The organism is Paracoccus acridae, assembly GCF_014642735.1.
In the GTDB taxonomy this organism is placed as follows: domain Bacteria; phylum Pseudomonadota; class Alphaproteobacteria; order Rhodobacterales; family Rhodobacteraceae; genus Paracoccus; species Paracoccus acridae.
The window spans coordinates 1-18,532 of record NZ_BMIV01000008.1; the positions used below are offsets into that span (position 1 = coordinate 1).

Here is an 18,532-nt window from a genome sequence, read left to right on the forward strand (position 1 = left end):
ACGCCGAACGAAGCAGAGGAGGCCTTCTACGCAAGCTTGAACGCAGCCGAAAAAGCAGCCTAATCATTGAACCACAAACTCTCCGGTAAACCCGGGGCGGTTCACTGGGCCCACTGCCTTGATGTCCATCCCATGACGAAGGTCCTCCGCGAACAGGTCGCTTTCGAGTGGCAGGCAGCACCGCGCAAGTCCCGGACGCACTATTTCGACCTTCTGGTGGAGCAGGTCGATGGCCGACGGATCGCCTATCCCGTCAAGCCTGAGGTGCGCCTTACGCCGAAGTTCATGGCTGAAATCGCCCAGGTTGCCCAACAGGCCAAGATGTCCGGGTTTGTCGATGATGTGCGGCTGCTGACGGATGTCGATCTGGACCCGATTGAGCTGTCAAATGCCCGGCTGACTTACGGCATGCGCAAGCCGGACGCGGAAGCCGACGCGGCAGCCGCCGATGTTCTCGCTGGAAGCGCAGGTGTCGCTTCGCTCGGCGAACTGACGGCCCGCATTGGCCTCGGGGCAAGGGGGTATCGAGCCTTGATCCGGTTGGTTCGGAAAGGCCGCCTTCGTTCCGTTCGTCATGAACGACTGACCCACGACACCGAAGTCTTCCATGTAGGAGAACCGGCATGAACATCCAGTTCGACCCGAAGCGTCACCACTATGCGTTTGGCTTCTATGACCGTGTCATGATCGACAATCAGGCCTGGCGCCCCGTCAGCAGCAACGAGGTCGGCTGGGTCATGAGGCGTCCGGAGGAGGGTGGCATCGCTGTTCAGTTCACCCACGCCGAGCTGAGCCAGCTAGGCGCATCCGGTCGGATCCAGACCGAGCGCAACTACTTCACAGCCAAGTCAGCGCAGCGTCGCTCAGACGAGACGGACACGTTGATCTCTCTGCTGACCGACAAGCAGCAAGATGACGTCTTTGCTCGCGAGATCTGGGTGAAGTCATTTTTTGAATTGGAACGGAAGAGAAAAATCTGTCGAACGGATCTTTCGATCGAAACCAACATGGGTGAACTCAGAGGTATTGCTCTTGATCATGCAGAACATCTGAAAGGACCGAGTGCCTCCCATGCATCTGCCGGGTTCCAGTTCAGAAAGCGCCCGAGCTCAAGAACGCTGCGGAAATGGCTGAAGGCCTATGAGGCCGACGGCTTGGCAGGGCTTGTTGATCGCGCGCGATTTCGTGGAAACCGCAGTTCCTCATTATGTCCCAGCGCTATCGGGCTTATGATGTCCGAAGCGCGAGGATACATGCACCCCGATAGGCCTACAATCCAAGTGATCGTCGAGCGTGTTCAGGGCGCTTTCGAGAAGAAGAATGCCGAACTTGCTGCCCAAGGCTTACCTGTTCTCGTCACTCCAAGTCGCGAAACCGTGCGCCGAGCCATTCGTGGGCTCGATCCGTATCATGTCGAACTCCGCCGGATGGGGGCAGCCGCCGCCCGCAAGAAGTTTGCGCCGGTTGGCAAGGGGCTGTCGCTGAGCCGGCCCTTGCAACGTGTCGAGATGGACGAATGGAACATCGATATCATCGTAAAGCTGGCCGAAGCCGGGTTGCTTGACTGGTTCACGTCAGATGAGCGTATGGCACTTGGGTTGGATCGTGAGTCTTTCCGGTGGACGGTGACTGGGGCGATGTGTGCAACAACCAGGTGTATTCTCGCCTTGGTCATGACACCCTCTGCGAAGGCCAGCGCAGCCATCCAGGCGGTCAAGATGGTGCTGTCTGACAAGGGGGCACTGTCCACCGCAGTCAAGGCTCATGGCCAGTGGTATATGCATGGGTTGCCGGAAGAGGTCGTCACCGATTGCGGGCCGGCGTTTCGGTCTCAGGAGTTTCAGACAGTCTGTGCGGATCTGGGTGTCTCCGCTACGCGGGCCGTCGCCGGGGTGCCGGAACTGCGCGGCCGGGTCGAGCGCCTGTTCCGGACGATGTCCATCAATCTCCTTCCTGAACTCGCTGGCCGCACCTTCTCCGGCATCGCCGAGAAAGGCGACAGCAACCCGTCGGATCGGGCTTGTCTGACAGTGAACGATCTGGCCTTCGTGCTGGTCCGCTGGGTTGTCGATATCTATCACAACACCGAACATGAGGGGCTTGGCGGCGAAACGCCTGCGCAATGCTGGGAGCGCCTGACGGCTCAGTTCGGCGTGACGCCACCACCCGACACCCGCACCAGCCGCCTCATCTTTGGCCAGAAAATCCGCCGGACCTTGGACAAGAGCGGCATCAGGGTTCTCGGTGCCCAGTATCACTCTCCCGGGTTGGCGGCCCACTTCATGAGCCGGCGCAATCGCGAACTCGAGATCCGCTGGCTGCCCAGCGACATCGGCGCCATCGAGGTTCGTATCGATCACGACTGGATCACCGTGCCTGCTGTCCTGGAGGACCTGCACGGTCTCAGTGCGCAGCTCTGGATGTCGGCCGTGCGCGAGGTCAGGGCTACAAACCCCGACCGGAAACGCCATGACGACGCGGTCATCCGTGCAGCGTTGCGCGACATTCGGGGCCGCTCCGAAGACGCGCAAGCGGCCATCGGTCTGATTGTGGATGACTGGTCTGATGATCGTCTGCGCCGCGAAGAGCAGAAGCTGATGATCGGCTTCGATGTCGGCCCAAATAAGCCTTCCGCACCCCGTAATGGCGGCATCGGCCGGTCCATCGACACCGCTGCCGTTTCCGATGAAAGCATCCCGGTGCAGAAACCTAGTGCGCCGACGGCCAAGCCCGCGCGCAGCGGCAAGTTCAAGCTGGAGGACTGAGCATGATCGATCACGCCAAGAACGCGCGCATCATGCTGTCGCTGCGCACCCGCCATGTCACGGGGCCTCGGGACGCCGAATTCCGATCCCACCTCGAACGCCTTCTGCGTCGCGATGACGCCGGAAACCTGGCCGCTGAGGCGGTCAGGTATTCGGCCACCGGTGAAACCCGTGGTATTCTCGTGGTGGACGGCCCGGGCGGCGGGAAGTCCACAACTGTCGCCCATCAGCTTGCGACCCTTCCGGCTTTGCAGGTCGGGTCTCAAGGGACTCCAGCCTGGCTGGGGGTAAGCGTGCCCAGCCCGGCAACGCTCAAGAGCATGGGCTGCGAGATCCTTCGGCACAGTGGCTATCCGAACCTTTCGGACAGGCGCGAGGTATGGAGCATCTGGGATCAGATCAGGTCGCGCCTGAAGATGCTCGGGGTATGCGTGCTCTGGATCGACGAGGCCCACGACCTGTTCTGCAAAGACAGGGCCATGATCCTGCGGGCCCTCAAGTCGCTGATGCAAGGCGATGAGGCGGTGATCGTGATCTTGTCCGGCACTGAGCAGCTGCACGAGATCATCCGAAGCGATCCGCAGGTCCAACGGCGGTTTTCCACCATGCAGTTGCGGCCGGTCTGCGCCGCAACCGACGGGGAAGACTTTCACGATCTAATCGAGGCCTATTGTGCACAGGCGGACCTGAGGTCGCACCTGTCTGCTGATCTCGTCGCGAGGCTGTTCCATGCGTCGCGCTATCGGTTTGGGCGCAGCATCGAAACTGCCCTGAACGCCATCGAGGCGGCGCTCGGCAGCGGCGACGATGGTCTGACCAACGACCATTTCGCCCAAGCTTGGGCCATGCTGGAAGGCTGCGCCCCGGGACGAAATGTCTTCCTGGTCGATGATTGGAGCAGCATCGACCCCGACCGTGATGACAGTGAGCCCATGGTTCGGCAGCGCGGACGGAGGCACTGATCATGCTGCAGTTGTTTCCGCACCTGCGGTTCGAGACTGATGAGACTCCGGCATCCTGGGCCGCTCGTCTGTCGGTGCTTCATGGCTGTTCCACCCTCAGGACGTTCCTGTCTGATCAGGGCATCGCTTCTTCGGATTTTCTGCACGGGCGCCGCAGCGTCATCGATCGCCTCTGCGAGGCTGCAGGGCAGGACGCTGCGCCAGTCTGGCACAACACTGCTGCATCCGTGGGCAATCAGAACTTCACCCTTCGCGCCGAACCTCTTCCGGCCTCCATGATGGTGAGGGAGGAAACGCGGTTCTGCCCCCTCTGCCTGCATCAAGACGACCTTCTTGGTGGCGACCCGGGGATCTGCCGACGTGACCGGTGGGCTTGGAGCCTTCGTGTCGTGACGACTTGCCCGGAGCACGGCATCGCCCTGATCTATCGGGGTCGGGATCACCGGGACAAGATGCAGCGCAAGCTGATTGAACATATTCCGGAGCGGGGCGGCGCCCTTGTTGCCTTGGCGGAAAAAGCGACGCGCCGGGAGCCATCACCCCTGCAGACCTACGTGCTGGGCCGCCTCGAAGGCCAGTCAGGCCCTCAGTGGCTGGATGGACAAACCCTCGAACAGTCGGTCAGGACAACACAGATGCTCGGTGTCGTCATGGCCTTTGGCACCACGATCAACCTGGGGTCTGTCGACCGAGACGGCTGGGACCTGGCGGGCCGTATGGGGTGGAGATGGGTGGCAGCAGGTGAACCCGGCCTGCACTCCGCCTTTGCAGAGCTCCAGGCCGCGGCCTTCGAGCGAGGGCAGGGAGGGCAGAACTATTTCACCGTGTTCGGCCATCTTTATCGCTGGCTGCTCGAGCCAGGAAATCGCCCGGATCATGGCCCCATCAAGCAGTTGTTGCGCGACTACATTCTGCAGAACATGGATGTCTGCGTCGGGCGCGACCTGCTGGGTGAACGCATCGAACGCCGAAGGAAATACTCGGTGCAATCGCTTGCCCTGCAGTCCGGTCTGCATCCGCAGACCCTCGGCAAAGTCTTGGTCGAGCGCGGATTGATCGGGGCGGAGAATGCGGACAAGCCTGCCTCCATCCTGCTGGTTGATGCAGAAGAAGGTCGCCAAGCGGCGGCTTCGCTGAGCCGTTCGGTTCCGTTCGTGCAGCTGCCTGCGCTGTTGGGAGCAACTCGACCGATCGCCAGCTGCCTGATCGACCTCGGCGTCCTCACGCCGCTGACCCGCAGCCAGGGAGAGAACACCCGAGACAAGTGCGGTTTCGACGCCCTGGAAGTAGAGCAAGCTTTGGAGCAGATCCATGTCATGGTGCCGGAGATGTCGGATGTGCCAGCGGAATGGGTATCGCTGAACCAGTGTTCGAAGCGTGCGCGCATCCCGATGCGCGATCTGCTGCAGATGATCCTTTCGGGTAAACTTCGGCAGATCGGACGCGCGCAGGGAGAACTCGGGTTCAACTCGTTGCGAATCAGCATCGAGAACATTCGCCTCGTGGCCTCATAATTGGCCAAGGATCCAAATAAATTCGGGAATGGCCGCCTCAGGCGGCCATTTTTCTTGAACTTTCGATGGCAGTTTTATGCGTGTCGAATGGCAACTTCGTCCGCCGTCTGAAGAGAGGCAGCCGCGTATACGCTGAACACGATGGTAGTTTTACGTGTGTCTGCACATGAGGGCGGCTGGAACGCCGCCCCCGCTCAACCTAGTCCCGGTGTTCGGGCAGGGCTTTCAGATCTTCCTTGCTCCAACGCGACACGGCATGGACGACGCCATCGCCGTCGCGCATCACGTCCAGGTCCGATACCGGCACCAGGACGGGCTTGGATCCGATGCCCAGAAACCCGCCAACGTCGATCACCACCTGCGCATTGCTGCCAGAGCCATGCACATGCGACACGCTGCCGATCGTCTGGTCTCCGGGGCCATAGACGGATGCGCCCGTCAGCACCGCATCGGTCAGTTCATCCGGCAGAAGCCGGGGATGTTGGGAATGGTCCATGCCTTTCCTCCATTGGCTTGTCGATAACGGGCCAACGCGGCTGGCAGGCGGTCGTTCCTTGTCTTCAGTTGAGGTACTTTTCCGGATCGACGCTGTCGAAGCCCTGGCGGACCTCGAAATGGACGAAGCCTCCCCGGCCCGCCTTGCCAAGGGACTGGCCGGCGGAAACGGTGTCCCCCTTGGCCACGTCCAGACCGTCGAGGCCCGTATAGACGGTCATCAGGTTGCCATCGTGGCGGACCACCACGATGGGCGTGCCGGTCGTGTCCTGGGTGACAGCAGCCACCGTGCCGCGACCGGCAGCCTTGACCGCCGTCCCTGCAGTGGCGGAAATGTCGATGCCGTCGTTCTTGCCCTTTTCATAGACACGGATGATCGACCCCGACACCGGCATCTGGAACCGGCCCCCGGCGGAAGCGGCGGTCCGCGTGGCACCCAGATCGGTCGTCGGCGCGGCGGGGCCGGGATCGGCAGCGGGTATGGTGGTTTCGGAAGGCAGCGGACGTTCGGCGGACGGCGGACGCGGGGTCGGGCTGCCGCTGCCCGGTGCGGTTGTGACGATGGCCGGATCTGGCGCCTTCTGCCCGGCCACGGGGACGATCAACCGCTGCCCGACGCGCAGCGTCATGGACGAGGGCAGGCCGTTCCAGGCCGCCAGATCCTGCACGCTGACATTGTATTTGCGGGCGACCGACCAAGCGGTCTCGCCTGCGACGACCACATGCTGCGTGGGATTGGCAGGACCGGACGCGGGTTGCGGGGTCGTCGCGGCCGGCGATGGTGTGCTTCGCGCCGACTGTCGCGCAAAGGGATCGGACACGACAGCCCGCCCACCCGGGGCGGCTGCCGCCCCGCTTGCGCCGACGCGCTGAGGCAGGACCAGAACCTGTCCCGCGCCCAAGGGGGCATTCGCGGGCAAGGCATTGTGCTGGGCCAGCCGCGCGGCATCGACGCCCAGCCGAGCCGCGACGGACCCGATCGTATCCCCGCTGCGTGCCACCGCCACCTGATAGGTCGGAAAGGTGATGACGCCGCGATCATCCGGTTGCGGACGCGGCGCGGCACTGGCGGCGGCATCGGCCGTGCTCAGGGCACCGGGCATCCAGCCGCGCAGGTCGGCATCAAAGCCCGTGGCGCCGCATGAAGCCAAAAGAAAGGCAGCCGCCCCGACGCTGGCGGCCCGTCGAAAAGTCCTGCTCATGTCCGTCGTCCTCAACCTGCCGTGCCGCAGATCCGGGTCATGTCGGTCCCAACCCTTCGACCAGCGGCACAAATCGCACCTGCCGCAATTCGTCATAGTCATAGCCGGTTTCCGTCCGGGTGACGCGGATCAACGTCTGGACCGCATCGGACTGCCCCACCGGCACGACCATGATACCGCCGATCTTCAACTGTGCCAACAGCGGGCCCGGCGGATCCTCGGCCGCGGCGGTGACAAGGATGCGATCAAAGGGCGCCTGATCGTGCAGGCCGCGCGAACCATCGGCCACCTGGGCGGTGATGTTGTGCAGGCCCAGGTGACGGAAGATCGCCTCGGCCTCGGTCACCAGGCGGCGATGACGGTCAACGGTATAGACGCGACGGCACAGACCCGACAGCACCGCCGCCTGGTATCCAGACCCCGTCCCGATCTCCAGCACGGTGTCGCGCGGGCCGGGGTTCAGCGATTGCGTCATCAGGCCCACGACGGATGGCTGGCTGATCGTCTGCCCGCAGGGGATGGGCAGGGGCGTGTCCTCGTATGCGCGGTCGGCGAACTGGCCGCGAACGAACAGGCCGCGGTCGATCCGTTCCATGGCCGCCAGCACCCGCGGATCGGTGACGCCCCGCGACCGCAACTGGAACAGAAAGCGCATCTTGCGCTCGGCGGGGTCGTCTTCGTCGTCGTGACCTTCGTTCATCGGCTCTCCGCCCTGGGGCTGTCGTCGAACAGGTTTTCCATCTCGCGCAGCGACACATGGCAGGTCAGGTCGGCCCGCATGGGCGTGACCGAGATGAAGCCGTCCATGTTGACCGCCACATCGGTGCCGGGTCGGGCGGGGGCGTTCTGCGCGCCGCCCGCGGCCCACATGAAGCGGCGGCCATTGGGCGCGGTATGGGGCACGACGCGGAAATTCGTGCCCTGCCGGCGCCCCTGCGGCACCACCCGCGTCCCACGCACCGCCGATGCCGGGACCGGGGGGAAGTTGATGTTGTAGAACAGCCGGAAATCGGCATCCGAGGTCCAGTCGCCATGATCCAGCAGCCGCCGGATCACCGCCGCGCCATGCTCGCGCGCGCATTCGAACGGATCGGCCAGGCTGGCCGTCTTCGGCCCCAGGTATTGCGACAGGGCGATGGCGGGAAGGCCCTGCAACGCGGCCTCCATGGCCCCGCCGATGGTGCCGGAATACATCGCGTTCTCGCCGGAATTGTTGCCCCGGTTCACGCCCGACAGCACCAGGTCGGGCGGCGCGTCCGCCATGATGTCGCACAGGGCGGCCAGAACGCAGTCGGCCGGGCTTCCCTCGGTCGCATAGCGGCGTTCGTCCAGCCGCGCCACCATGGTCGGGTGGGAATAGCTGATGCAGTGGGCCACGCCCGATTGTTCAAAGGCGGGGGCAACGGTCCAGACCTGGCCCGAAGGGCCGGCAAGCGTGGCGGCGATCTCGGCCAGAACCTCGAGCCCCGGTGCGTTGATGCCGTCGTCGTTGGTGATCAAGATGCGCATTGTCCGGCCGGTCCTGGGGCGCGGAAAAGCGCCAGTTCACGTCTTCGTTCCTGCTTAGCGGTGCGGTCCACGCGCTTCAAGCGCCCGAAAGCGGTTTGACGGCATTGCCGGGCCGTTGCATCCTTTTCCACAACGCAAACGGCGCGCGGGTTCATGCAGATCTACCTTCCCATCGCAGAAGTGTCCGTCAATGCCTTCACGCTGATCGGACTTGGCGGGCTTGTCGGCGTGATGAGCGGGCTGTTCGGCGTGGGCGGCGGCTTTCTGATCACGCCGCTGTTGTTCTTTATCGGCATCCCGCCCCCCATCGCGGTGGCGACGGGCGCGAACCAGGTCGTCGCCTCGTCGGTTTCCGGCGTGCTGGCCCATGTCAAACGCAAGAGCGTGGATTTCCGCATGGGGGGCGTTCTGCTGGCGGGGGGCCTTGTCGGATCCTGGATGGGGGTCTGGGTCTTCACGCTGCTGCAGGAACTGGGCCAGGTCGATCTGGTCGTGCAGCTTTGCTATGTCGTGTTCCTGGGCCTGATCGGCGCGATGATGCTGCAGGAAAGCATCCGCGCGCTGCGCCGGTCGTCCAAACCCGGCCATCGCAAGCGGCTGCACCAGCACAACTGGGTCCATCGCTGGCCGGTGAAGGTCAAGTTCCGCGCCTCGGGCCTGTATATCAGCGTCTTCCCCCCGCTTCTGGTGGGGCTTGCGGTCGGCGTCCTGGCCGCGATCATGGGGGTGGGCGGCGGCTTCATCATGGTGCCCGCGATGATCTATCTGCTGGGGATGCCGACCAAGGTCGTCGTCGGCACCTCGCTGTTCCAGATCACCTTCGTCACCGCCTTCACGACGCTGATGCACGCCGTCAGCTATAACACCGTGGACATCATGCTGGCGGTGCTGCTGATCCTAGGCGGGGTGGTGGGCGCGCAGTTCGGCACCACGCTTGGCGCCAAGCTGCGGGCCGAACAGCTGCGGATCCTGCTGGCGCTGCTGGTGCTGGCGGTCTGCGGCAAGCTGGCGCTGGATCTGTTCCTGACGCCGGACAACCTGTATGTCGTCCAGCCGGGTATCGGCTGATGCGGGGACGGATCGCCGCCTTGATGCTGCTGGTCTTGTCCTGCACGGCAAGCGCGCAATCGACCGTCCCGCCGGGCGGCGCCGACGCCCTGCCGATCGAGGCCGGGCCGCCCGATGCGCCCCCTGCGGAAACCGTGGTGGCGGGGCTGTCCAGCGACAGCGTGGCGATCACCGCCAGCTTCGACGGATCGGACATCCTGATCTATGGCGCGATCAAGCGCGAAAGCCCCATCCCCGAAGGTCCGCCCCTGCAGGTGATCGTCACGGTCGAGGCGCCGTCCAGCGGCGTCACGGTCTGGCGCAAGGAACGCAAGGCAGGGATCTGGGTCAATTCGCAATCCGTGCGGATCGGCGCGGCGCCGGGCTTCTATGCCGTTGCCACCTCGGCCGCGCTTGATGACATCCTGCTGCCCGAGGCCGACAATCGCTATCGAATTTCGCTTCCCTTGGCGATGCGGGCCTTTGCGGGCCAGGTCGCCGTCGAAAGCGCCGTTCCCTTCACCGAGGCCCTGATCCGCATCCGCGAGGACGAGGGCCTGTATCGCCTGGACGAAGGCAGCGTGTCGCTGATCGACCAGACCCTGTTCCGCGCCGATGTCAGCCTGCCCGCGAACCTGGTCGAAGGGGCCTACAAGACACGGATCTTCCTGCTGCGTGACGGGCATGTGATCGACGTTTTCGTGGCGCCGATCAACGTGCGCAAGGTCGGCCTGGAACGCTGGCTGTACCGGCTGGCCTTCGACCAGCCGTTTCTTTACGGCTTGATGTCGCTGCTTGTGGCGGTGGCCGCAGGCTGGGGGGCATCGGCGGCCTTCCAGAAGCTGCGGCGGCCCTAGACCGCCGCAGCGGGAAGGTCATCCCGCGATCAGTTCCGCCTGCCGCACGATCACCTCGGCCTGCTTGATCGAGGCGATATCGACCAGCCGCCCCTTGTAGACCGTCGCGCCCGCGCCCTCGGCCTTGGCCTTTTCCATCGCGGCCAGGATCTCTCGCGCCTCGGTGACGGCGGCTTCGCTGGGGGAAAAGACTTCGTTCGCAAGGGCGACCTGGCTGGGATGGATCGCCCATTTGCCGACCATGCCCAGGGTGGCGGACCGGCGGGCTTGGGCGATGAAGCCGTCCTGGTCGCTGAAATCGCCGAAAGGCCCGTCCACCGGCAGCAGCCCATGGGTGCGGCAGGCGGCGACGATGGCCGTCTGCGCCCAGTGCCAAGGGTCGGGCCAGTATTTCTGCCCTTCGCGGATCATGTAATAGTTTTCCTGCGTCCCGCCGATGCCCGTGGTCGCCATGCCCATCGAGGCCGCGAAATCCGCGGCCCCAAGGCTAATCGCCTGCATCCGGGGGGATGAGGCGGCGATCTCCTCGACATGGCAGATGCCTGCCGCGCTTTCGATGATCACCTCGAAATTGATGCGCTTGGTGCGACCCTTGGCGCGTTCGATGGCGGTCACCAGGGCGTCCACCGCATAGATGTCGCTGGCGTTCCCGGCCTTGGGGATCATGATCTGGTCCAGCCTGTCGCCCGCCTGTTCCAGCAGATCCACCACGTCGCGATACCAGAAGGGCGTATCCAAGCCGTTGATCCTGACCGAAAGCGTCTTGTCGCCCCAGTCGATGTCGCCGATGGCCTGGATGATGTTGGCCCGTGCCCGATCCTTGTCGGCGGGGGCAACCGAATCCTCCAGATCCAGGTTGATCACGTCGGCGGCGGACTTTGCCATCTTCTCGAACAGGCTCTCGCGCGAGCCGGGGCCGAACAGCTGGCAGCGGTTGAGACGGGCAGGGGGCAGAGGCTGGGTGCGAAAGCTCATGGACATGTTCCGAAAAGATTTGCGTCGATGCCAGCAATATTCTTTCGCACCTGCAGCATCAAGCCCGGACCTTGGTTTGTCTTGACGACGCGGCGCTTTGGGCGCAGGACCGCTGCCACAACCGCGGAACCGAAGGGGACACCATGACGCGCACGGTCTATGTAAACGGCGAGTACCTGCCCGAGGATCAGGCCACGATCTCGATCTTCGACCGGGGGTTCCTGATGGCCGACGGCGTCTATGAGGTTGTCAGCGTTCTGGATGGCAAGCTGCTGGATTTCGAAGGTCATATGGTCCGGCTGAAGCGGTCGCTGGGCGAACTGGCGATGGACAACCCGCTGTCGGACGACGAATACCTTCGGGCCTTCCGCGCCCTGGTGGAAAAGAACGCGATCACCGACGGGCTTGTCTATCTGCAGGTCACGCGGGGCAATCCGGGCGACCGCGACTTTGCCTATCCCCCGGCGGGCACCGGGCCCACGGTGGTGATGTTCACGCAATCCAAGCCCGGCCTTGCGGATGCACCTGCGGCAAAAACGGGCTGGAAGGTCATCAGCATCGAGGATGCGCGTTGGGCGCGCCGCGACATCAAGACGGTGCAGTTGCTTTATCCGTCCATGGCCAAGATGGAGGCCAAGGCCCGCGGTGTGGACGACGCCTGGATGGTCGAGGACGGCCTGGTCACCGAGGGCACCAGCAACAACGCCTATATCGTCAAGAACGGCACCATCGTCACCCGCGCGCTGTCGAACGACATCCTGCACGGCATCACCCGCGCCGCTGTGCTTCGCTTTGCCGCCGAGGCGCAGATGCAGGTCGAGGAACGCAGCTTCACGATCGCGGAAGCGCAAGACGCAGACGAGGCCTTCATCACCTCGGCTTCGGCTTTCGTGATGCCGGTGGTGGAAATCGACGGGGCGGCCGTGGGGACGGGGCAGGTGGGCCCGGTGGCGACCCGCCTGCGCGAGATCTATCTGGAGGAAAGCCGCAAGGCCGCGGTCTGAGCCGGATTTCCTGCCCTTGCGGGCAGGCGAAGGCCGGGGGCTGACTGCCCCCGGACCCCCGTGGATATTTCCACACAGAAGATGAAGCGGGGGTGGGACTGCCGCCTAGGCCAGGCCTTCGGACCCGCGCACCAGCCGAGCCCCGCCGCGATCCTGCATCAGGCGCGCGGCATCGGGGCCGGGCGAGGGCAGGGCCAGCACCGCGTCGCGCAGCACGTTGATCGCATCCTCGCCCCTGGGCAGGGTCGCGGGGTCGATGGGGGCACCCACGGTGATGCGGTAAGGCTGGCTGCGCTTGTTCAGGACCTCGTTGAACAGGGTCACGTCCCGTAGTGTGGGATGGACCGCGTCCAGCAGGTAGAACAGCGCCGAGTTGCGCGCCCGGATGTTCATCGGGATGACCGGCACGCCGAACTTGCGCGCGATCATCGCGGCGCTTGCCATCCAGGGCCGTTCGTGCAGCGTCAGCCCCTGCCGCTTGGCCAGACGGCCTGACGGAAAGATCAGCCCGATCCGGCCCGCCGCCAAGGCCTCGCGCGTGTAATCCATCGTGGCCTTGGTCTTGGCATGGCTGCGCTTTTCCATGCGCCATTCCACGCCTGCGATCAAATCCGCCGTCTGCGGCAGCACGCGGATCATGTCGTGGTTGGCATAGATGAACAGGTCGTCGCGCAGATGCGACATCAACGCATGGACGACGATCCCGTCCGCGATGCCCGTGGGGTGGTTCGACACGATCAACGCGGGGCCGGTCGCGGGGATATGCTCCATCCCCTCGACCCGGACATCGCGGACGATCAGGTCGGTCATGCGGCGCATGATCTCGGGGGTGGGCAGATCCCGGAACTCGGCACCCAGCCGGATCGTGGTCGGATAGCGCAGCAGGCCCATCATCGCCCATTTGGCGATGCGGTGATGCGGCTTGCCGGAATAAAGCCAAGGCGCCCGTTCTGCGATCAGCGGGTCCAGGCGGGCCTGCATCTCGGCCCTGGCATCGGCGTAACGGTCAGTCATCCCGGCCTTTCTGCCCCGCTGCCGGGGCGCCCGCAACCGCGATCATCGACCGGCGGCGATCATCCGCGACACCATCTCGCGGGTGTTCTTGCTCAAACCCTGGACTGCGGCGATTCGTTCCAATGCCGCCAAGGCCTTGGCGCGACGACCCGCGTCGTATCGGGTCCAGGTTTCGAAGGCAGTGGACATGCGGGCGGCAATCTGCGGGTTCACGGGATCCATGCGCATCAGCCAATCGGCCACGAAGTCGTAACCCGATCCGTCGGCGGCGTGGAAACCGGCATGGTTGGCCGAAAGCCCGCCGATCAGCGCGCGGAACCGATTGGGGTTCTTCCAGTCGAAATCCTTCCGCTGCGACAGGCTGCGGGCGACCTGTGCGGCCTGCGCGGGCGGCGCTGCCATCGGCTGGACGGAAAACCACTTGTCCATCACCAAACGGTTGTCCGCAAACAGGTCATGCAGCGCAGTCAGTTCCGCCTGCCCGCGTCCGCGCCGCAGCAGAGCCGTCAAGGCGGCGATGCGTTCGGTCATGTTGCCTGTGACACCGAACAGGACCTCGGCCCGTTCGCCGCCGTCGATGCGGGTCAGCAGTGCCAACACCGCGTTGCGCAACGACCGGCGCGCAGCGTCGGCAGCATCGGGACGATAGGGGCCTTCGACCGTCATGGCGGTATAAAGGCGCGACAGCAGGTCCAGATGCGTCTCGGCTAGGTCGCGGGCCAGGGATTCGCGTGCCGCATGGATCGCGTCGGGATCGGGGGTGATGCCCTGGTTGAACAAGCGGGTGGCGATCTCCTCCTCTCCGGGCAGGCTCAGGCACAAGGCGCGGAAGGCGGGGTCTGCGCTGTCATCGGCGATCAGGCGGCCGATCGCCTCGACATAGTCGCGGGTCACCGGCTGCCCCTGCGAGGCCGCAATCAGGGCCGACAGCGCCAGGTCGCGGCCAGCCTCCCACCGGGCAAAGGGATCGGTGTCATGGGCCAGCAGGAAGGCGCGTGTGGCGTCGTCCAACCGGCGGGACAAGATGACAGGCGCGGAAAAGCCGCGCAGGACCGATACGACCGGGCGCGCACCCAAGCCATCGAAGGTGAAGGACTGCTTCGCCTCGGTCATTTCCAGCACCTGGGTGGGCGCGACTTCATCCCCGTTGGGACCTATCAGGCCCAGGGCGATGGGGATCACGCGCGGCAGTTTTTCGGTCTGTCTGGGCGTGGCGGGTGTTTCCTGGGTGAAGGTCAGCGCCAGGGTGCCGCCTGCTTCGGCGGGTTGCCAATCCTCGGCCATCGTCAGGCGGGGCGTTCCGGCATCGGTATACCACCGCTTGAACTGGGTCAGGTCGCGTCCGGTCGCGTCCTCGAAGACCTTCAACCAGTCCTCGATGGTGGCCGCGTCTCCGTCATGGCGGTTGAAGTAAAGATCGAGCGCCCGGCGATAACCATCGTCCCCGACAAGGCGCTTCAGCATCCCGATCACCTCGGCGCCCTTTTCATAGACGGTCGCGGTGTAGAAATTGTTGATCTCCTCGTATCGGTCGGGACGCGGGGGATGGGCAAGCGGTCCCTGATCCTCGCGGAACTGGCGGGCGCGCAGGGCCTGGACATCCTCGATGCGCTTGACTGCCGCCGACCGCATGTCGGACGTGAACTGCTGGTCGCGGAAGACCGTCAACCCTTCCTTGAGGCAAAGCTGGAACCAGTCGCGGCAGGTGATGCGGTTGCCGGTCCAGTTGTGGAAATATTCATGGGCGATCACAGCCTCGATCCGTTCGTAATCGCCGTCCGTCGCGGTTTCCGGGCTGGCCAGCACCAGTTTCGAGTTGAAGATGTTCAACCCCTTGTTTTCCATGGCCCCCATGTTGAAGTCATCGACCGCAACGATGTTGAACACGTCCAGGTCGTATTCGCGGCCATAGACATCCTCGTCCCATTTCATCGACTTGATGAGGGATTCCATCGCAAAGCCGGCGCGATCCTGATCGCCGGGCCGCACCCAGACGTTCAGCGCGACCTTGCGGCCCGACCGGGTGGTGAAGCTGTCGCTGACCGCGACCAGATCGCCCGCGACAAGCGCGAACAGATAGGACGGTTTGGGCCAGGGGTCGTGCCATTCGGCGCGGCCCTGCGACTGGCCGACCGGGTTGCCGTTCGACAGCAGCACCGGCAGGTCGCTGTCGATGGTGACGTGGAATGTCGCCATCACATCGGGACGGTCGGGATAGAAGGTGATGTGGCGGAACCCCTCGGCCTCGCATTGGGTGCAGAACATCTCGTTCGAGATATACAGCCCCTCGAAGGCCGTGTTCGCGGACGGATCGATGCCCACCTCGGTTTCCAGAAGGAAGGAATGGCGGGGCAGGGCGGCTGCGGTGATCGTCAAGGTTTCACCCTCGCGCCGGACATGCGCGGGGTCGGGCACCGCGCCGTCGATCGTCAGGGACAGCAGCCGGACCCCCTTGCCGCCATCCAGAACAAGGTCCTCGGGCCGGTCTGGATGGCGCGGCGCCAGCGACAAGGCGGTCAGCACGCGGGTATCCGTGGCCGAAAGGCGGAACGTCATGCGGGTTGACGACAAAACAAAGGGATAAGGGCGATAGTCGGCAAGAAATTGCACATTCTGCCCGGTTGTCGTGGTCATGGCATCCCCGCCTTGAAAAAGCTGCCCCGCCGCGCGGAACTTCATCTTGTCCAACGTGTTAGTCGCCTGAAGGCCGGGTCGCAAGTCGGCTGGTTCAACCTCTGGGTCCGTTCGGTATGATTGACACGGGACCACCGGCAGAACACATCTGCGGCGACGCTTAAACCGGTGTCTCATCATAGAACTTTTGGAGGCCAGCAATGACCTATGACCCGAACGATCCGAACCGCACTCGCCCGGCGGATCCCGCGCGTCCTGCCGACCCGCTTGTCCGAAACGAAACCTATGTCGAGCCGGTCGAGCGTCGCTCCTCGCCGCTGCCGTTGATCATCGGCGTTCTTCTGGCGCTTGCGCTGGCCTACTTCGTGCTGCAGCGCTTCACCGGCGACGATACCGTCGCGGTTGACGGAGACACGACCACGGTGACGACCACCGACGCGCCCGCAACCGGCGCCGGCAGCGATGCGGCCGCCGATGCCGAAGCCGCCGCGGAGGACGCCGAGGCTGCCGCGGACAATGCGGCCGCCGCGACGGAAGAGGCTGCGGATGATGCAGCGGCAGCCGCCGAGAATGCCGCCGAAAACGCCGCGTCTGCCGCCGACAGCGCCGCCGATGCGGCCGGCACCGCCGCCGAGAATGCAGCCGACGCCGCCAGCGATGCGGCCGACGATGCAGCCGCCGCCGCTGCGGATACGGCCAGCGATGTGGGTGAGGCCGTGGACGACGCGGTTTCGGTCGAGGAACCGGCCACCACCACGCCTCCTGCCACGACGACTCCCGCGCCGGCAACCACGGCGCCGGCGAACTGATCGTTCGGCATAAGCAGGACATGCGCCCGAGGCCGGCCGGCCTCGGGCGTTTTCTTTGTGCGTCACGGCGGCATTCGACATTTGTCCTGCATGGGCCACGCACGGACTTGTGAAAGAATATTTCGCGATGCTATCTGTCACCCGGAACAAAGCGAGCGGGGGGCAACACAGCCATGAAGATTGGCGCGTTGAAGGAAGGTTTCGAGGGTGAGGCGCGGGTTGCCGTCACGCCATCCTCTGCCGGACATCTGATGAAGCTGGGCCACGAGGTCTTTGTCGAAAGCGGGGCAGGGGCGCGGGCCGGCTTTTCGGACGACAGCTATCGCGCGGCGGGGGTTACGGTTCTGCCTTCCGCAGCCGAACTGATCCGGTCGGTCGATGTGGTGGCCAAGGTGCGCCAGCCGTCCGAGGCCGAGATCGGGCAGATGCAGCCGGGACAGACGCTGATCAGCTTCTTCTATCCCGCCCAGAACAGCGAATTGCTGGCCCAGGCCAAGGAACAGGGCATCACCGCCATCGCCATGGACATGGTGCCACGCATCAGCCGGGCGCAGAAGATGGACGCGCTGTCGTCCATGGCCAATATCGCCGGCTATCGCGCGGTGATCGAGGCCGCGAACAATTTTGGCCGCTTCTTCACGGGCCAGGTGACGGCGGCTGGCAAGGTGCCTCCGGCCAAGGTTCTGGTCGTCGGGGCAGGGGTCGCGGGCCTGGCATCGATCGGCACGGCCGTTTCGCTGGGCGCGCAGGTCTATGCCTTCGACGTCCGCCCCGAAGTGGCCGAGCAGATCGAGTCGATGGGCGCCGAGTTCGTCTACCTCGATTTCGAGGAAGCGCAGGACGGTGCCGCCACAGGCGGATATGCCGCGCCCTCGTCGCCCGAATTCCGCGAAAAGCAGCTTGCGAAGTTCCGAGAGCTTGCGCCGCAGATGGACGTGGTGATCACCACCGCGCTGATCCCCGGCCGCGATGCGCCGAAGCTGTGGACCCGCGACATGGTCGAGGCGATGAAGCCCGGCAGCGTGATCGTGGACCTTGCGGCCGAGCGTGGCGGTAACTGCGAACTGACCATCCCCGACGAACGCCATGTGACGGAAAACGGCGTGACGATCATCGGCTATACCGATTTTCCGTCGCGCATGGGCGCGCAGGCGTCCGAGCTGTATGGCAACAACGTGCGTCACTTCATGGCCGACCTGACGCCCAAGAAGGACGGCGTGATCCAGCACAACATGGAGGATGACGTGATCCGGGGGGCGACCGTCACCCGCGACCATGACGTGACCTGGCCGCCGCCGCCGCCCAAGATCGCGGCCATCGCGGCACAGAAGCCCAAGGAGAAGAAGCGCGAACTGACGGTCGAGGAACGCCGCGCCGCCGAGGTTGCCGCCTTCAAGGCGGAAACCAGGTCGCAGGTCACGCTGCTGGTGGCAGGTGCGCTTGTGCTGCTGGTGATCGGGGCCGTCGCGCCCGCCAGCTTCATGGCGCATTTCATCGTCTTCGTGCTGGCCTGCTTTATCGGCTTCCGCGTGATCTGGAACGTCGCCCATTCGCTGCACACGCCGCTGATGGCGATCACCAACGCGATCAGTTCCATCATCATCCTGGGCGCGCTGATGCAGATCGGGTCCGGGTCCTGGTGGGTCGTCCTGCTGGGCGCGCTTGCCGTGCTGATGGCGGGCGTCAACATCTTCGGCGGCTTCCTGGTCACGCGCCGGATGCTTGCCATGTTCCAGAAGTCGTAA

At 64.6% G+C, this 18,532-nt stretch carries 16 protein-coding genes; 9 read left to right on the forward strand and 7 right to left on the reverse strand.

Annotated elements, in window-relative coordinates; all coding sequences use genetic code 11:
• Nucleotides 1–132 precede the first annotated feature (132 nt).
• The 4 genes from IEX25_RS12440 to IEX25_RS12455 are packed head-to-tail and all read left to right on the forward strand — an operon-like array spanning nucleotide 133 to nucleotide 5,241.
• Complete coding sequence (locus tag IEX25_RS12440; RefSeq protein ID WP_188715319.1) at nucleotides 133–627, forward strand: hypothetical protein; 495 nt, start codon at nucleotides 133–135, stop codon at nucleotides 625–627.
• Nucleotides 624–2,765 (forward strand): TnsB C-terminal domain-containing protein, encoded by a 2,142-nt coding sequence (locus tag IEX25_RS12445; RefSeq protein ID WP_103171144.1) that lies wholly within the window; start codon nucleotides 624–626, stop codon nucleotides 2,763–2,765. Before IEX25_RS12440 ends, IEX25_RS12445 begins: the two co-directional genes overlap by 4 nt.
• 2 nt (nucleotides 2,766–2,767) lie before the next feature.
• A complete protein-coding gene (locus IEX25_RS12450; protein WP_103171143.1) occupies nucleotides 2,768–3,727 on the forward strand; it encodes a TniB family NTP-binding protein in 960 nt (319 codons plus the stop codon).
• Between the two features lie 2 nt (nucleotides 3,728–3,729).
• Nucleotides 3,730–5,241, forward strand: a complete 1,512-nt coding sequence (locus IEX25_RS12455) for a TniQ family protein (RefSeq protein ID WP_103171142.1) — start codon at nucleotides 3,730–3,732, stop codon at nucleotides 5,239–5,241.
• A 199-nt stretch (nucleotides 5,242–5,440) separates the two neighbouring features.
• Here the strand turns inward: IEX25_RS12455 and IEX25_RS12460 are convergent, their stop codons facing one another.
• The 4 genes from IEX25_RS12460 to surE all read right to left on the reverse strand — a co-directional run bounded on the left by IEX25_RS12460 (nucleotide 5,441) and on the right by surE (nucleotide 8,447).
• Nucleotides 5,441–5,737, reverse strand: a complete 297-nt coding sequence (locus IEX25_RS12460) for a PRC-barrel domain-containing protein (RefSeq protein ID WP_103171141.1) — start codon at nucleotides 5,735–5,737, stop codon at nucleotides 5,441–5,443.
• A gap of 64 nt (nucleotides 5,738–5,801) precedes the next feature.
• Entirely contained in the window at nucleotides 5,802–6,938 is a 1,137-nt protein-coding gene (locus IEX25_RS12465) for a LysM peptidoglycan-binding domain-containing protein (RefSeq protein WP_188715321.1), read from the reverse strand.
• Nucleotides 6,939–6,975: 37 nt separating this feature from the next.
• The gene (locus IEX25_RS12470) at nucleotides 6,976–7,638 is read right to left on the reverse strand and encodes a protein-L-isoaspartate(D-aspartate) O-methyltransferase (protein ID WP_103171139.1); all 663 of its coding nucleotides are present in this window, start codon (nucleotides 7,636–7,638) and stop codon (nucleotides 6,976–6,978) included.
• Nucleotides 7,635–8,447 (reverse strand): 5'/3'-nucleotidase SurE, encoded by an 813-nt coding sequence (gene surE / locus IEX25_RS12475; RefSeq protein ID WP_103171138.1) that lies wholly within the window; start codon nucleotides 8,445–8,447, stop codon nucleotides 7,635–7,637. The genes IEX25_RS12470 and surE overlap by 4 nt, the downstream gene beginning before the upstream one ends.
• Before the next feature lie 153 nt (nucleotides 8,448–8,600).
• On the opposite strand from surE, the gene IEX25_RS12480 reads away from it, so the two are divergent.
• Nucleotides 8,601–9,515, forward strand: a complete 915-nt coding sequence (locus tag IEX25_RS12480; RefSeq protein WP_103171137.1) for a sulfite exporter TauE/SafE family protein — start codon at nucleotides 8,601–8,603, stop codon at nucleotides 9,513–9,515.
• Nucleotides 9,515–10,351 carry a TIGR02186 family protein gene (locus IEX25_RS12485; protein WP_103171136.1) on the forward strand — a complete coding sequence of 279 codons (837 nt, stop codon included), beginning with the start codon at nucleotides 9,515–9,517 and terminating at the stop codon, nucleotides 10,349–10,351. Before IEX25_RS12480 ends, IEX25_RS12485 begins: the two co-directional genes overlap by 1 nt.
• Nucleotides 10,352–10,369: 18 nt before the next feature.
• Here IEX25_RS12485 and IEX25_RS12490 read toward each other — a convergent pair whose 3' ends face one another.
• Nucleotides 10,370–11,326, reverse strand: a complete 957-nt coding sequence (locus IEX25_RS12490; RefSeq protein WP_103171315.1) for an L-malyl-CoA/beta-methylmalyl-CoA lyase — start codon at nucleotides 11,324–11,326, stop codon at nucleotides 10,370–10,372.
• A gap of 143 nt (nucleotides 11,327–11,469) precedes the next feature.
• On the opposite strand from IEX25_RS12490, the gene IEX25_RS12495 reads away from it, so the two are divergent.
• A complete protein-coding gene (locus IEX25_RS12495) occupies nucleotides 11,470–12,330 on the forward strand; it encodes a D-amino-acid transaminase (protein ID WP_103171314.1) in 861 nt (286 codons plus the stop codon).
• 105 nt (nucleotides 12,331–12,435) lie between these two features.
• On the opposite strand, the gene IEX25_RS12500 is transcribed toward IEX25_RS12495, so the two are convergent.
• Nucleotides 12,436–13,344, reverse strand: a complete 909-nt coding sequence (locus tag IEX25_RS12500) for a 1-acyl-sn-glycerol-3-phosphate acyltransferase (RefSeq protein ID WP_229665159.1) — start codon at nucleotides 13,342–13,344, stop codon at nucleotides 12,436–12,438.
• A 42-nt stretch (nucleotides 13,345–13,386) separates the two neighbouring features.
• A complete protein-coding gene (gene pepN, locus IEX25_RS12505; RefSeq protein ID WP_103171312.1) occupies nucleotides 13,387–15,978 on the reverse strand; it encodes an aminopeptidase N in 2,592 nt (863 codons plus the stop codon).
• A gap of 200 nt (nucleotides 15,979–16,178) precedes the next feature.
• On the opposite strand from pepN, the gene IEX25_RS12510 reads away from it, so the two are divergent.
• Both IEX25_RS12510 and IEX25_RS12515 read left to right on the forward strand, forming a co-directional pair.
• Nucleotides 16,179–16,787, forward strand: a complete 609-nt coding sequence (locus IEX25_RS12510; RefSeq protein ID WP_103171135.1) for a hypothetical protein — start codon at nucleotides 16,179–16,181, stop codon at nucleotides 16,785–16,787.
• A 173-nt stretch (nucleotides 16,788–16,960) separates the two neighbouring features.
• Entirely contained in the window at nucleotides 16,961–18,532 is a 1,572-nt protein-coding gene (locus IEX25_RS12515) for a Re/Si-specific NAD(P)(+) transhydrogenase subunit alpha (RefSeq protein WP_103171134.1), read from the forward strand.

Bases quoted from the DNA above. Each gene is read 5' to 3' on its own strand.
- IEX25_RS12440 (WP_188715319.1), top strand. From the start codon at position 133: ATGACGAAGGTCCTCCGCGAACAGGTCGCTTTCGAGTGGCAGGCAGCA.
- IEX25_RS12485 (WP_103171136.1), top strand. From the start codon at position 9,515: ATGCGGGGACGGATCGCCGCCTTGATGCTGCTGGTCTTGTCCTGCACG.
- pepN (WP_103171312.1), bottom strand. From the start codon at position 15,978: ATGACCACGACAACCGGGCAGAATGTGCAATTTCTTGCCGACTATCGC.
- IEX25_RS12480 (WP_103171137.1), top strand. From the start codon at position 8,601: ATGCAGATCTACCTTCCCATCGCAGAAGTGTCCGTCAATGCCTTCACG.
- IEX25_RS12515 (WP_103171134.1), top strand. From the start codon at position 16,961: ATGAAGATTGGCGCGTTGAAGGAAGGTTTCGAGGGTGAGGCGCGGGTT.
- IEX25_RS12500 (WP_229665159.1), bottom strand. From the start codon at position 13,344: ATGACTGACCGTTACGCCGATGCCAGGGCCGAGATGCAGGCCCGCCTG.
- IEX25_RS12460 (WP_103171141.1), bottom strand. From the start codon at position 5,737: ATGGACCATTCCCAACATCCCCGGCTTCTGCCGGATGAACTGACCGAT.
- IEX25_RS12490 (WP_103171315.1), bottom strand. From the start codon at position 11,326: ATGAGCTTTCGCACCCAGCCTCTGCCCCCTGCCCGTCTCAACCGCTGC.
- IEX25_RS12495 (WP_103171314.1), top strand. From the start codon at position 11,470: ATGACGCGCACGGTCTATGTAAACGGCGAGTACCTGCCCGAGGATCAG.
- IEX25_RS12445 (WP_103171144.1), top strand. From the start codon at position 624: ATGAACATCCAGTTCGACCCGAAGCGTCACCACTATGCGTTTGGCTTC.
- IEX25_RS12510 (WP_103171135.1), top strand. From the start codon at position 16,179: ATGACCTATGACCCGAACGATCCGAACCGCACTCGCCCGGCGGATCCC.
- IEX25_RS12465 (WP_188715321.1), bottom strand. From the start codon at position 6,938: ATGAGCAGGACTTTTCGACGGGCCGCCAGCGTCGGGGCGGCTGCCTTT.
- IEX25_RS12450 (WP_103171143.1), top strand. From the start codon at position 2,768: ATGATCGATCACGCCAAGAACGCGCGCATCATGCTGTCGCTGCGCACC.
- IEX25_RS12470 (WP_103171139.1), bottom strand. From the start codon at position 7,638: ATGAACGAAGGTCACGACGACGAAGACGACCCCGCCGAGCGCAAGATG.
- surE (WP_103171138.1), bottom strand. From the start codon at position 8,447: ATGCGCATCTTGATCACCAACGACGACGGCATCAACGCACCGGGGCTC.
- IEX25_RS12455 (WP_103171142.1), top strand. From the start codon at position 3,730: ATGCTGCAGTTGTTTCCGCACCTGCGGTTCGAGACTGATGAGACTCCG.